A 14,681-nucleotide genomic window follows, 5' to 3' on the forward strand; every position below is an offset into this window, starting at 1 on the left:
ACTCTCAATTCAAGATCTTCGGAATAGGCCAACTGACGCCGCCAGATTCCGATTGCTGAATCTCATATGCTGCCCTTTGCGTACAGGTCCAAACATCACATTAATTGAGGATTCTGTACTGGCTGAAATAAAGACCTAAAAATCTGTTAGGGCTACTAAACTGGCGAACGACTGGTACAGACGCTGGGCCCAACAAACCTGTGAGCGGTGCCATAACAAGGAGGTATACGTTGAATGTCGGGAAGTATTGAAATGCCGTTAGTAGACCAAGAACTCGGCCCTGCGGAATCAATCGCGAAGCTGATGAATCAACGTATCTCGAATTACCTCGCTGCTCGCAACGATCCCAGCCTCTATCAGAGCGTACGGAATATGTCGCAGTTCGTCTCCGATGACTACGGCAACCGTTTTCTCGTAGAACTTATCCAGAATGCTCATGATGCTCACGATCCAACGCGTACAGATGGTGAAATTGCTGTAGTTCTAGACATTACTGAGGGCCATGGTTGTCTGTATGTTGCTAATCGTGGTGCCGGTTTTACTGGTAAAAACTTGCAAGCTATCACCAACATTGCGCTGAGTAGCAAACCCGTCAATGCCGGTATCGGAAATAAGGGACTGGGATTTCGAAGTGTGCTTCAGGTGTGCAGTTGGCCCGAAATCTATTCGGTTCGTGGCGAAGGGGGAGGAGCCACCTTCGACGGATTGTGCTTCCGGTTTGCGACCATTGATGATCTGCGTGCACACAAGGACGTGCACTCGGCCGATGCCTCTCAAGAGATGGCCAGCAACCTACCTTGTTGGCATATACCAGTACTCACTGAGCCCGATGACAAGGTCACACGATTTGCCGAGGCAGGCTTTGCCACCGTTGTCCGCTTACCTTTGAAATCGCTAGAAGCGCTGCAATCCGTAAGGGCGCAAATTGACGTACTGATGAGCTTGTCCACACCGCTTCAGTTATTTTTGGATCGGGTTGGACGTATTTCTATCGATTCTGGAATGAACGAGCCTTTCGTGCTGGAACGGTCGGTAGAGGAGACCTGGCCTGTAATACCCGAGGGCTTGAAGGTGGACTCGCCAATCACTGTGGCCAAGCTCTGCCTCGGCAATGCGAGGTTTGTCGCGGCTCATTGGGACATCGATGACCAGCTGTTCAGGCAGGCGTTGCACGCAAGCCTTGAGAGGGAAGAGATACCGGAAAGTTGGAGGGATTGGGACGGTATCGCGAGGATCAGCATCGCGGTCCCGCTGGGTGCCCCCTTGGAGATGGGAAGGCTGTATTGCTTCCTACCGCTTGGTGCGGAAGGCAAAGCACCGTTCTGCGGCTACATCAATGCCAATTTCTACACGAAGATGGACCGAAGAACTGTCGACGTATCGATTGGCCTCAACGAATTCTTTATGCGCACGGCCGCCTGGTTAAGCTGCCAACTGATCGACTTTATGGTCAATAGTGGGTGGGCGCAGGCGCCGAGTGCGGTCGTCAGCCTTCTATGTTGGGACGAAGCGTATCAACCCGCATTGAAGCTCGGCATGGGCGACGACGGCCAAGGCATCTTGAGTCGGGAGTTTCTCCCTGTACGTGGAGATGATGAAACGATTTCTTGGGCATCGCCCAAGGAAACGTATTCATGGATAGCTCCCGGCAATGCCTGTCTATCCACTAAGGCAATTTGCGAGATTGGAGGCGGAAAGGTATTAGTCGATTCGCTCACGCTGTCGCAGAGAGCAGCATTGGATCGATTGTATATACGACTTAGACAGTCCGACTTTAAACCTCCCGCCAAAGTGATCTCGGGCTGGATTGAGGCAATCGCCGTAAAAATGCATGAGCAGATCGCCGCCCCGGAGCGGTGGGCTGATTTTTATGATGAAGTGTCTACCGTGATGGCGGACCATGCTTCGTATCTTTCCGGCAAAAAGTTTCTGCTGAGCGTCAGTGGCGACTTAATCAGCAGTGAGTTACCTGCGAACACTAACTCCGGCCGCAGCCGGCGGGCAGCGGATGTCTATTTCGCGCCAGTACTGTCTGTCGACGCAGACGTCGACGATGAAGCTAGCAAGCGAACTTTACCTTTGGATCAACTCCCCGCAACGCTGCGTAAGGGATTCGCCTTGTTGAGCCGAGATATACCCTGGTTGAAGGACGATGGCGGCCATCGACCTGGCCGTTCCTTCCTCATTGCCGGTAAGCTGGCCCGCGAGTACGACACCCGAGACGTACTTCGCACCCTTGCCGGAGTGACTCGCTCATCCGTTCCTGACCGTACACGAGAACAGGCCCTCGAATGGGCCTTTAGATTATGGAGCAGTGGTCGGTCGCTTTCCGACAAGGAGACGCGCTCGGCTGATTTCTTTGTACCGACCGCCAACGACTGGGTTGATGCGAAGACAGCTATGTTTGGCGCCGGTTGGGAGGTTCCGAATGGCAGCAAGTTGCAAGCGTTGCTACGGATCACTGCCGATGACTCTGACGATATGAAGGTCTCTTTGGCACGCTTGGTGCCGGAATTCGTTGCGTGGCCAATTCGTTATGGAAGCCAATCCGAATGGGTTCGCTTTCTCAATGCCAGTGGCGTGGTTGATTGCCTGCGCCCCATTGGCGGTGAAAGCATCACCGCCAATCCTATTGGCTTTCCCGCACTTTTGCCATTAATCGTCACACGCGATTTGCCAGGAATCACCGAAACGTTGCGCTCCCACTGGAAAGCACAAATTACGCAAGACTGTTCCCAAATGTATTTTACACGCAATTACCGGGCAGAAATGCGGCCTTGGCGTATTCCTGGTCAGGGTGAATGCGAGTCCTTTCCGCCAGATGTCAGGAGAGACTTTGCAGTACAGGTTGCAATGGCTATGCGATCGTTTAGTGACGAACACCGTACATTCCGCGCCGTACGGACGGAGATCGGCAATGGAGAGGTACACCGGCTATCAACTCCCCTACTTGCCTTTCTAACCGGTGCTCAGTGGTTACCGGTGATTCACCCGGGAGGTAAGTTACGGTTCGTTAAACCCTCAGATGCATGGTATTTCAACAGCGAAGAGGAGCGCCCCCCGCGCTTCGTAGAGTTCGTGGCCCACCAAGTGGCAGTAGCGATTGACTCCCAATCGCTCGAATGGCTTCAACGCGAAGCGAAGTTTGGATTGTTCAATAATGAGTTGCATGCTGGGCGTGCGTTGCTCGCACTCATCGAATCAGCTTCTGGGGGAATCTCCGATATTCGGGACGTGCGGCGGTTTCAGGAGTGGTTTAGACGCCTATGGATCCACGCACGTAAGAAAGGTACACCTGAGGCTGGCACTTCTGTGCCAGTACGTATAGGCAATGAAATTCGAGTGCTCACCAGGACGATCGAAGAAGATATCGAGCCATACTTCGATGATGAGCGTGATGGGGTAAAGAAGCAGTTGTTGGAGGAGGTCGGAGAACCTATTTTCGACTTCGTGCCGGGAGACACCGCAGCTGCGTGGGGTTGGGTGAACAACAGTGTTCCGCAAAGGTTTCGACTCATCTCTGACGAGCCAGCTGAGGTTTACGTCGATGGCATCAGATTTGATGACCGTACGCCAAGTCGTCTTCTGAGCGATGTCATAGGGTCATGGTTTGTCGAGTTCCTTGTGTGTGTTGCAGAACACAAAAGCAGTGTATTCATGCAGTCAACCCAAAGAACACTTGGGCGAATTCGACGTGCGGCATTGTCGTTGGAGGTGGTTAGCGGGCAAAAAATTCAAATCGCCCACGGCAACAAATGGGTAGCCATGCCTTTGTCACTGCGTGGTTCACTTGTTCTCAATCGTGCGGCTGGTCCCGTACTGATAATCCAAGCTGAGCAGGAACCTTTGACACTAGAGCATGTTGCAGGAGCATCAGTCCAGTTGGCTGTTGCTCTGGGGGCGCGGGATTTGGCGCATGGTCTTGATGCTGCTTTGTTGCGCCTTGCCTCCACAATGCGGAATGGGGGCGAAGAAACTCCCGATGACACGATTTTGGCATCTGCTCTGGGGGTGGAACCGGAAGCAATCCGGCAAACACGGCTTCTCGCAAGTGGTGATTTGATTGGAATGCTCCATCTCGCGATACCGCTTTCGGCCTGTAAAGCGTCACCGCAAACCACGGCACGCCTCCAAGAGCTTTCGACACAGAGCGAACCTCAGGATGAAGATCTGCGTGCGGTATTTGAAGCGTTGGCATTCGAGGTTGGCATACCGCTTGCGAACCTTGAGGCTCGGATGATTCATCTGGCCGATTTGTCCGACCTCAAGGTGGAGTTCTTACTTCCGATCGCCGAACTCAATGAGGCCATTGCTGTTCTTGGCGACCAATACAAGCTCGCCAGCAATGAGCATATGCATCGAGAGGCCTGGATGCGCCATTTGCGCCTACAGCAGACAAACATAATCGAACGCTTGCGAGAGCGTAGCGTTGGTTTATTCGACCAGAAGCTGAGGTTGGATGCATACATTGCCGCTAGGGAAGGGGTACTTGCTATCGCTCCACAGCCAATCTGGTTCACAACGTATGACGAATTACCCGCAGCAGTGATGGATACCCAAATCGATAGCTGGATTGATGGAGCTATGCCTGCTAGCGCTTCGGATTCGTCAATGAACCTAACTCTGACTGAATGTCGAGCGTCCAACGGCGCAAGACTTCGTAATTTTTTGACTCATTACGCACCGATACTGTCGGCTTGGGTTCGCGCTGGCGGAATCACTGTAACCCTCTTGGTACGCCAGACATGGAGTACCCCAGAAGCGGCGCGTGACACATGCATCGCCCATGCGCGTGATTGTGGCTGGCTGGACTTCCGTTTATTGGATGATGGTGAGATCGTGCAGTGGTTGTCCCAAGCTGGTATCTGGCCTGTTGGAAAAGCCGCAAGCAAGGATTTGACGTATTGGGAGTTATCCGCGGAGAGCATGGTGAGCAATGAGGAGCGGGCGAAGAATATTCGGTTGGAACAGCAACGTCGGCGTATGCAGGTAGAGTTTGACGGTGTATCCATGTCCGCGATCACGGCAGGGTACATCGACATCGCCGCTGCAGTTGTTGCGGCGGCAGCCCAAGCACCCGCGTTAAATCATGTTTCATCGAAAGAGGCTACGCTACAAACGATAGACTTTTATAAGACAAGCGGGACTTCCAGCGGTGGTGGGAATGGAAGTATGCCCAAGCTTTCCGAGACGAGCATGTCTGATGAGCAGAAGCTCGCGGTAGGTTTAATGGGAGAGCTATGGGCCCGCGAATGGCTTCGCCGCCGACACAAGCTAGAGTCAGTTGACGAAAGCATATGGGTATCCCGCTATCGCGATGCAGTATTAAACACGAGCGGCGGTTCGGACAGTTTGGGATATGACTTCATTGTCGCGACCAAGAGCCGTACTTACTACTACGAGGTTAAGGCTAGTACTGGAAACCCATTGAGATTCGAGCTGGGGCCTACCGAAATCTTTGCGGCACAACGCTATCGTGTCGATAGCGAGCACAAGTACCGAATCCTATATCTCGCCAATGTGGGAGACCCCGCTCGGATGACTCCTACACTCCTTGCCAATCCTTTCTCGAGTAAAGGTGCTGGAACGTTTCGGGCGATTGGGAAGGGAAGCGTTGTGTACGAGTTCAATCCAAAATGAAACACGCTTGCGGAAACGGTCTGCTAGGACTTTAGGGCGACGACACAGCAGTCAGAGGGATGCGTGAGATTACGTAGAAATTGTCGTCCTTAATGCTGAACTTTGTGAAGTGTGTTCCCGGTACGCCTACGGATGTGCTGCAAAACGCCTTAAAACCTAAACGATCCATCGATACCAATTGAACAAGGACGAGCAAGAACATGGCGCTGTTCATTCAGAAACCCATCTTTTGGAACACAAACCAGTACCTTGCGCCTTCCGGAGTCCTTGGAACAAGTGGCTTCCCTGAAGCAAACGGATACGGCCATGAGGAGTGGAATAACTCTTCAAAAATGGTCCTTTTGCGTGGAAAGAATCGTTTTCGAGTGTTTCATACAGAGGGGGTGGGCGCGGCACCAGTTGACCAAAACGCGGGGCAGACATTCGTGTTTTTGACGACGTCGCATGACCGCATTCAACAGCTAGTTGGTATCGCAGGGAATGCAGTCGGACTGTTCGACGACCACCATCTTGCTCAGCGCGAAGAAATTGTTCGCGAGTTATCGCTAGGCGACTTTTGGGAGGACGCCTGGAATGTTGAAAATGTCCGAAAGCGGTTCGCTGGTAACCAAAAGAAATTCCTGAAAGCTTGGGAGAGGGACCTGCACTGGATTCCAAACTGGATCTGCCCAGAGGATTATTTCTGGTGGTTTGAAAAGCCAATTACTCTGGACCCAAGGATGATTACGGGAAAGGAGAGGTTGCTTGGAATGTACAGTACTTACACCGATCTGGATCTTCCGACGGTAGGGCGAATTCTGGACGCCATACCTGCAGCCCAGCGACATGAAAAATGGGATCGCCTGATTGACGCTATTCAATGCGCTCCTTCCGAGCCATTGCCGGCCGAGGACATCACCGAGGGAAGTGAACCCATCACAGAGGTGCTTACTCGAGTTAATGCCCGTCGCGGACAGGGTAGGTTTCGTGAGGACCTGATGCAGATTTGGGGCGGCGCTTGCTCCGTAACGGGGTTGGCGTGCAGGGAGATTCTTCGTGCTTCACATGTGAAACCTTGGATCGACTCTACTGCCAAACAACGCCTTGACCGCTACAACGGCCTTCTATTGTCTGCGAATTTAGACGCTTTGTTTGATAAAGGGCTAATTACATTCGATAGCTTGGGCCAAATGCACGTTTCAAAACGTCTTGATGGAAAACACAGAGAGGATCTAGGTCTGCCGAAGCCGCTGCGTTTTGTCCCGAAGGAACTGGTGCCTTACCTTAAATACCATGAGGAAGAAGTCTTTCAAGATAGCAGAAGCGGGATCACCTACTGATCAACGCTGTTGCTCGTGGCGGGCTGGACGCGGAGATGGGGTCTCGACTTTGCCCGATTCAGCGAAGCGCTTGACGCGACTCAATCGTACTCGAGAACTGTAGTGGTCTGCAGCCAATCTGACTGACAGCGAAAAATTGATCGCTGTTGGGGCTGCAAAGAACGCCAACCGGCGTTACCATGATGTCAAAATGTCATTGTTCTCATGAGCATAGTCAGGTACGACGGTTGACAATCCATAGCCAATACACGTGCGCCATTGAAGGCAGTCTACGTGTGCATGTCCCAGTTCGGCTTTATGAGCTAACACTCAAGCACCGCCTACTTGACCAGTTGGGTGGTTTTTCGCATTTGATTTTAGAAGCGCTCGATGTGATGCCTGATAGGGGTATCGGGTGGGTTATAGAACGGACAGCCCTCAATCCCCAGCAACTGCATCCTATTATTCGCCGACTCGAAGGGCTTGGGTTGGTGGAGAATTTCAATCTGACCGCTCGCGCCAAGCCTCTTCTCAAGGCTAAGCGGTTACTGCATGCGCAAACAAAATACCTGTGGCTCGACGGAGACTACAGGCGCCACTCGTTTTGCGGAGTACACACGCTGCAGACGTCAGAGCTTAATGACGAAACTGAGTTCGTGATTCGGTCATGGCATCGTGGGGAAGGTAAGCCACGTTTATGGCCGAGCAGTGACTGGGGAGAGGATTGTGAGCGGCAGAAAAACCGAATCTGGGATGTTCCCGAGCAGTATCTGCCGGTCGCTTTCGAGAGTTTCAACGAATGTTTTCGAGACCAGAAATTTGTCAGGTCAGATTGGGCTCTGTCCGTATGGGTGGCAGCGGAAATATCACGCGACGTCCGTGCTATTGAAGTTGAGCTCAAAACTGACTCTTTGCGACATGCGAGACCCAACGATTTTACGTTTGCTAGCCCAGTCGTTTGCCTTTCGACTCGATTCAATATGCCCGAAGGCGCGCCTGAGCATTTGAGCAGTTTGCTCCCCGCTAACCATTGCAGGTTCACCACGTTTGTTGATCACGATGATGAGTCAGTAGGAGAGCTAGAGCTTACTGATGATCCTAAAGCTTCCTGGGTGTGGCCAGTCGTCGAGCGAGCGACCAAAGATCAAGTCATCGAGCATCTCTTCCAAGAGCTGGCGTTGGCTGAGGAAAACGTCTCATCGGTTTTCAATCGTCACCATGCCCTAGAGGAGCGTTGGCAGCATCTAGGCTTTAACTGGGCAATGATTCAAGAAAGCTTGGATTTAGATGGCGTGTATCCAATTGAGGATGATCAATGAAGGTCGTTGATGTGTTCGCCAATATGGCTGAGCAAATGGTGGATGACGCCCAGGTTCGGCGTTACGGAACCATTTTGCTCACGCAAGGCGCAAGAGGACTGGGGAAGCTGAATCCCACTGTCGTGTGGGTTGATGCTGCAATCGCCGTCCTCGAAGCGACTGCCAGCTACCTGCGTTTCTGCGCGGCTCGTGAGGTCACAGCACAGCTGAGGGAGTTCAATAAAACACTCGAGGCAACGCTCGCACAAGACCTGCGCATTGGGGAAAAACAACTCCAACAGCTGCAGCGCGAACGTTCTGGGCGTAAGGAACAAATAACTCAGGTGTTGAAGCATTCCAATCAACAAAAATTGTTGACCCTCAAGAAAGTTCGCCAGCAACTCGATACCTTGAAACGAGTGCATGTGCTGCTTCAAAAGGAACGACAGGACCTAGGTAATTTCCAGCAGTTGATCGGCCTACAGATATGCCTTGATCAGTGCATTAACGCGACGTTGGCACTACTGCTCACCCCAACCGGAGAGAACGCATGAAAGCACCTCGCAAACCTACGCCCCCCAAGCCCACTCCGGGCAAATCCGCTCCTAAAAAAGGTGGAGGTGGATTCAATGTGAATCAAGCGATGCAGATGGCCAACACATCGATTGATGCATTCAAGTCGTTTGTTGATTACAAGAAAGAAGAAGAAGTCACCAAACGGACCGTGATTGAAGGGCAGCGACAAATTCTACTTGGGGAGCAGCAGCTGAAAGAAGCCGAGCTCGAAGATGATCAACACAAGCGCGATCATTGGGCAAGAATGCAAGAGCTTTCAAACCAGAGCCGAGAGGCCGATCAGCAGTACGACGTAGCAATGACCACGCTCGAGACTAAGGCTGATAGAGAGGACCGGGTACTCAAGCAGCTCGAGTCTGGAAAAATCACGGCAGAGGACGCTGCCATGTTGCTAGGTGGCGGACAGGAATAAGTTTATGGCAGCTCCACTCGTTGTCGGTATTGGCGTTGCGATTTTTGCGGTTGCTAAAGTCTTCAGCTGGCTAGCTAACAGCATGACTGAGGAAGAAGAGCGAAAACATGCGCAGGAGCACGCCCGTACGGACGAGATTCGACGCCGGGCAGCTGCCGCTCAGGCACGTCAAGAGCAAAGGGCGTGGGAAGAATACCGGGAGATGGTTCTTGAGCACGTTCAACTTTTACGTAGAGTTATCCGGGAAAACCGCGAGGCGATAGTTGGAATTCCAGAGGAGCTGAATAAGCTCGAGCAGATGGTTGCCCGGGAAATTTCTGATAAGACCTCCAGCCCCTACCGTAAGTCAGCACTTCGTCGAGAGTACGCACGTGTCGAAGATGCTGTAGTACGCATGAAAGAGTACGAGCGCTATCTGACATTCGCTGAGAATGAAGTCGACACCTTGCTTGTGGGTGAACATTACGCGCTGCTGCTAGCGCTTGACCCGGCAGACAAGCTTCTTCCTCTGGAATGGCTTTACCCAGGAAAGCTCGTATTGGTGGCGATGGAAGAAATTAGCAGGCCACTCCCACGCTTCGGGCATCGAATCTCGTTCGGTACTGACGACGTGTCTCAAAAGGCGTTAGCACTGCCGTTCAACGATGAGATACCCATACTGATCAAGTCTGCAACCAAGTGGGACAATGGATCCTTCTACGGCTGTGTCGCCCGAGGCGCGCTCTACTATAAACACATCATTACCGGTGAACCCGTACCTTTCATTGTTGAACGAAAGCAGAAGCAATCGATGATTGGGACGTTGTTTGATGGACTGATGCGCGCCACGCTTCCTGTCAGCCAGCTAAAGCATCCTGGCGTACGACTGCTCTCTGGCCAAAAGATCTTGGTGCATCCGACGCAGTACGATCTGTGTTTGCTACGTAATCCATTTGAGCAAGGACGCACCAATATAGAGGTCAGCGAGTTTAACTATCGCGCTCGTGGAGTTCAGTCCTATCAGCAGCTTTATTTGACCGTAGATGAGAAGTATCTAGAGGGTGTGACCGACCAACAGTTTTTCGAAGAGGACGAGCCTTGGACACTGCTCGGCTACTCTGGTTCGACGGGAGTGATTTCTCTGGGCAAAGCCTCAGTGAGGGTGGAGTGCGCGCCGACGACCAGTTTTAGCTTGCTCAAAGTCCATCAGGTTGTTCAGGCGGGGACTCTGCAGATTGGTCTCGATACCCCATTTCGGTTCACGCTTCTTAATCAGAAGCTGGCGGCGATGTCGCAGGTTGGATGGCGAAGCGGTGTAGAAGAGTTCCTTCGCTTCTGCTCTCAAACTGCAATGGATATGAAAGACTCACCTGAGCGCTTGGCTCACAGTCGTTTCTATCAGCGCTGGGAGCAGGTCATCGCGTATCAACGCAGCCAGGAAGAAGTTTCTGTACTGGATTTTTCAGCAAGCATGCTCCTTGTTCAAGAAGACGATGTACTTGTACTCCAACGAGACAGTCTCCCGCCGTCAGATCACGAGGCTTTCGAAGGCCTAGTCGAGAAGCTTCGCGAGGTGCTGTCAGATAAAAACTTCCTTAATCCTGACCACTGTGTCCGACTCTTGCTATGGGATGCGGACCGTTGTGAGTTTGTGCCTGTTGTCTCCCGCGATCGCCGCCGGCGTCCTTTGTACATTTGCACTAAGAGCAGTATTAGCATCGAGAGCGCTTTCTCGTTGCCAGAAGAGCCAAATGCAATGCTGCGTTTGGTTGTCACTGTACCCAGTGCTGCACTCAAGCGTCAGGCGCAAGCGTTAGAAGACTTTTTCAACGATCAACTGGTTAACCCGGCGCTCAAGAGCATCCTGCTTGCGCCAGAGCATTATCTCGCCGAACCGGTAGAGCGGAGTAGGGACATAACGTGGTCCGGGCCTCTGGATGAGAGTCAGAAACGAGTGGTGGAGTTAGCGCTGAGTGAGCGAAATGTCGCGTTAATTCAGGGACCACCTGGCGCTGGTAAGACAACGGCTATTGTTGAGATTTTGTATCAGCTTTACCGTCAGCGCTCTGATCTCCGAATTCTAGTGGTGTCGCAACAAAACTCTGCGGTGGACAACGCCCTGGAGAAGTTTCTAGCCGAGCATGCCGATGGCTTCGACCACGCGATTCGCACTATTCGGATAGGTAATCCTGAGAAGATGAGTAGCGTCATCAAACCGCTAGGGTTCGACAGCCAATTCCGTGAATACCTTACAGATCTCGAAGATCTCGCAATCGCCGGCGCCGTCAGCCTACCGGATAATGAAGCCGCGTTGTGCCACATGTGGCTTTCCTCGATCAAGCAAGCCTCACAGTCGCGCGCCAACCAGGACGAATTTTTTATTACGCTCTTGGCCGACCGCAACCTGGTCGGTGCCACCTGTGTGGGCTTGGCTACGAACAAGGGAGGTATAGATCAACTCCAGTTCGACGTAGCAATCATTGATGAGGCTGGCAGGGCCACCATCCCGGAAATCCTCATTCCAATCTTGCGATCAAACAAGGTGATTCTTGTAGGCGATCACTACCAGCTTCCACCAAGCATCGCTCCGTTGCTCCGAGAGGATGAAGCCGTAGAAGAACTTGGGTTCCTACGTGAAAATTTCTTGGATACCAGCTTCTTTGAATTGATGTTCGAGCGCCTTCCGCCAGAGTGCCGAGAGACTTTGAGTTTGCAGTATCGAATGGCGCCGGCGATCGGGGATTTGGTGGCAGAACTTTTCTACATGCGTGAAGGTAAACGTGTGCTTCACAATGGCCGAGATGACGCGTATTTCGAAGAGCGATATTTGTTCGAAAAATCGATTTACTGGGTCGACGTGAAAGGGCGTCAATCTCAGCCGAAAGGTTCGCAAAGCAAAGAAAATCGGGAGGAGGCGAAGGAGATAACTCAGTTTTTGGCTAATCTTGCGTACAGTACAACGAAGCCTATTTCGGTGGCTGTCATTACGCCGTATGGAGCGCAGAAAGAATGTGTGCGTGCGAGCTTGCGTAAGATTGGATGGGTAGAAGGGAAGCTTGGTCAATTATCGATAGCTGTTGATACAGTGGATGCGTTTCAGGGGAGTGAGGCGGACGTCGTTTGTTATTCTACTGTTCGCACCGAGGGGAATCTTAACTTTATCCTCGACCGGAAACGTCTCAACGTGGCTTGCTCTAGAGCGAAGCTTCACCTTCTATTTTTTGGTCATCGTGACTTTCTTCGACGTTGGAATTCAAAGAAAGGTGCTGAAGAGAACCTGTTTCCGAGGTTAATGCAGCATGCTTGGAATGTACCAGTATCATTAAAAGTTAATGATTTTGAAATGATGAAATGAAAGTCTAATTGACGCAGGAAAAGGGCTAGCGGCCCTGCATAATAAATCGGAATATGGCTCGCTTAATTCATAGATAGAGTAAATTTTTTTCGCATTAAGTCGGCCCGGTCCAGGGCCTGCCATTCATAGATAGATTGCAGGACTATTAGGGGGCGGTTATCTTGGGTTTTGCTTAGTGCAACATGGCTGCAGCGTTGATGAATAAGTTTTCCTCTGGTATGGAGTTGCGCGGTGGTTAGCATATATGAGGCTTTAGATGAGGGTATGGCAAGTTTTGATGAGAATGAAAAAAGAGAGGCATATTTAGGTTTTTTTAAAAATACTTTCCCATTCCTGTTATGCCCCGCACTGTTCAAGCGAAATGATGATTTGCCTTCTTTGAATTGGGTGAGAGTTAAGTATGACGACCATGCAGGGCATGATTTTCCTGAACAGCAAGGGGTGTATATGTTCATGGTTAGTGTTGAAAGTCAAAAGCTACCCATGAATTCCTACGTGATGTATGTTGGCAAGGCTGGGGATACGGATTCGTCAAATACAATTGCCAAAAGATTTATGGATTATGTGAATGTCTCTGGCTATAAAAAAAGACCGAAAGTTAAGAAGCTATTAAAATACTTCTCCGAACATCTTTTTTATTATTATTCTGTGGTGCCGGATGGTGATGCGACCTCAGTAGTAGAGCGGGCGTTGGCTGATATTTTTGTCCCACCCTGTTGCCAGATGGATTTTTCAGGTGAAGTCAGGAGTCTGTTGCGTAGAGTGCGGATCATATGAGTAAGCGATTGGTTTTGCCGTGTTTACGAGGGTACATGGGATCATGGGACACATATAGTTGCATGATGAGGCTTTCGGATGCCGCAGATTTGATAGGCTTTGCTGAAGAGCTGCATCAGATTGGCAAGCTGTCGGATAAAATACAGCGAGAATTGAATGAGGAAAGGGCAAAAGAAATATCTGATTACTTGTTAAGCAATGAAGACAGGTTTTTTAATTCGCTAGTTGTGGCGATTTATGACGGCGATCCAAACTGGCACGATGTAGAAAGTTTGCGACCTAATACCGAAGAGGCTTCACTTCTAGAAATTCCAGAGTATGCTGAAAATTGCCTGGGTTTTTTGTCAATAACCCGAGGTGAAAAGCTTTTTGCTCTAGACGGGCAACATCGCTTGGCAGGTATCAAATCTGCAGTAGAAAGCGATAAGCAGTTAGGCGCTGATTTGATTAACGTCATAATTGTAGCTCATTCGAATACCCCAAGTGGGAAAGTTAGATCTAGGAGGCTTTTTACAACCCTAAACAAGAAGGCAAAGCTAGTGAGTAAGGATGCGATAATCGCATTGGATGAAGATGATATTTCTGCGTGTGTAACCAGAGCATTGATCGAGTCAGATGAGTATCCTTGGTTTAATGAAAGCAATGTTTCATTCAGCTCGGGGCCTGTCAGGGATGGCACCAGCATTACTTCAATTGTTAATATATATGACAATATACAGAAGCTCGCAGCGTACAATCTCGGCGTAAAGGTCTCGGACCTAGATCGCTATCGCTTCAAGGGTAATGAGCAAATACTGAAGCAGGTGGTGGATTTTTTTAAGTATACGTTTGAATATTGTTCAGAGTTAAGCACGGTTATTAATAAGGGGGCGGAGGTTTCTGATTACAGAGGGGGCGATGATGGTGGGCACCTTCTGTTTAGACCTGTGGGTTGGGACTTATATACGGATATTGTGATATCTGGATTAAAATCAAATAAACGTGATGTGGAGTCAGTAATAAAAAATATCCTATCAAAGGATTTGTGCTTGGGTGGATCGATTTTGAAAGATAAGATATGGTCACAGAAGCGAGAAGTCATTATTAAGTTGAACGCGAAGAACCAGAAGATAATATCTCGAGAGTTTCTTTCGAAGTTGTCGGAAAAACAATGAGTCCTTGGCTTCCACAGGGTGACGGATGAATAAGTTTTACCCTTTCTATGCGTGTATAGGAGGACGTCCTATTATTTAGCCGTTTGCGGTGCCCGAACATCAGGTAAACGATGGATCTTTCTGCCTTGATGAATGGCTTCGTTGGAATCCTAGGCCCAGTTGCAGGTATTTCTTGGACTACCTGGGCTCTAG

8 protein-coding genes are annotated in these 14,681 nt (G+C 50.6%); all 8 read left to right on the top strand.

Going from position 1 to position 14,681, the window contains the following annotated elements; genetic code table 11:
* Positions 1 to 234 precede the first annotated feature (234 nt).
* Entirely contained in the window at positions 235 to 5,640 is a 5,406-nt protein-coding gene (locus tag FPT15_RS27030) for an ATP-binding protein (protein WP_145165850.1), read from the top strand.
* Between the two features lie 200 nt (positions 5,641 to 5,840).
* Entirely contained in the window at positions 5,841 to 6,959 is a 1,119-nt protein-coding gene (locus tag FPT15_RS27035; protein WP_145165851.1) for an HNH endonuclease, read from the top strand.
* A 275-nt stretch (positions 6,960 to 7,234) separates the two neighbouring features.
* The gene (locus tag FPT15_RS27040; RefSeq protein ID WP_145165852.1) at positions 7,235 to 8,257 is read left to right on the top strand and encodes a hypothetical protein; all 1,023 of its coding nucleotides are present in this window, start codon (positions 7,235 to 7,237) and stop codon (positions 8,255 to 8,257) included.
* Entirely contained in the window at positions 8,254 to 8,790 is a 537-nt protein-coding gene (locus tag FPT15_RS27045; protein WP_145165853.1) for a hypothetical protein, read from the top strand. Before FPT15_RS27040 ends, FPT15_RS27045 begins: the two co-directional genes overlap by 4 nt.
* Positions 8,787 to 9,224: a hypothetical protein gene (locus FPT15_RS27050; RefSeq protein WP_058431203.1), complete on the top strand. Its 438-nt coding sequence runs from the start codon at positions 8,787 to 8,789 to the stop codon at positions 9,222 to 9,224. Before FPT15_RS27045 ends, FPT15_RS27050 begins: the two co-directional genes overlap by 4 nt.
* Positions 9,225 to 9,228: 4 nt before the next feature.
* Positions 9,229 to 12,558 (top strand): DEAD/DEAH box helicase, encoded by a 3,330-nt coding sequence (locus FPT15_RS27055; RefSeq protein WP_145165854.1) that lies wholly within the window; start codon positions 9,229 to 9,231, stop codon positions 12,556 to 12,558.
* 231 nt (positions 12,559 to 12,789) lie between these two features.
* Positions 12,790 to 13,335, top strand: coding sequence for a hypothetical protein (locus tag FPT15_RS27060; RefSeq protein WP_145165855.1), 546 nt, complete (start codon positions 12,790 to 12,792; stop codon positions 13,333 to 13,335).
* Entirely contained in the window at positions 13,332 to 14,489 is a 1,158-nt protein-coding gene (locus FPT15_RS27065) for a DGQHR domain-containing protein (protein ID WP_145165856.1), read from the top strand. Before FPT15_RS27060 ends, FPT15_RS27065 begins: the two co-directional genes overlap by 4 nt.
* Positions 14,490 to 14,681: the final 192 nt, after the last annotated feature.

Origin of the sequence: Pseudomonas sp. RGB (assembly GCF_007713445.1) — a bacterium.
Taxonomy (GTDB): domain Bacteria; phylum Pseudomonadota; class Gammaproteobacteria; order Pseudomonadales; family Pseudomonadaceae; genus Aquipseudomonas.

What these genes read in the sequence shown, in the direction of transcription:
- FPT15_RS27030 (WP_145165850.1), top strand. Translation starts at nt 235, where the DNA reads ATGTCGGGAAGTATTGAAATGCCGTTAGTAGACCAAGAACTCGGCCCT.
- FPT15_RS27035 (WP_145165851.1), top strand. Translation starts at nt 5,841, where the DNA reads ATGGCGCTGTTCATTCAGAAACCCATCTTTTGGAACACAAACCAGTAC.
- FPT15_RS27045 (WP_145165853.1), top strand. Translation starts at nt 8,254, where the DNA reads ATGAAGGTCGTTGATGTGTTCGCCAATATGGCTGAGCAAATGGTGGAT.
- FPT15_RS27055 (WP_145165854.1), top strand. Translation starts at nt 9,229, where the DNA reads ATGGCAGCTCCACTCGTTGTCGGTATTGGCGTTGCGATTTTTGCGGTT.
- FPT15_RS27065 (WP_145165856.1), top strand. Translation starts at nt 13,332, where the DNA reads ATGAGTAAGCGATTGGTTTTGCCGTGTTTACGAGGGTACATGGGATCA.
- FPT15_RS27050 (WP_058431203.1), top strand. Translation starts at nt 8,787, where the DNA reads ATGAAAGCACCTCGCAAACCTACGCCCCCCAAGCCCACTCCGGGCAAA.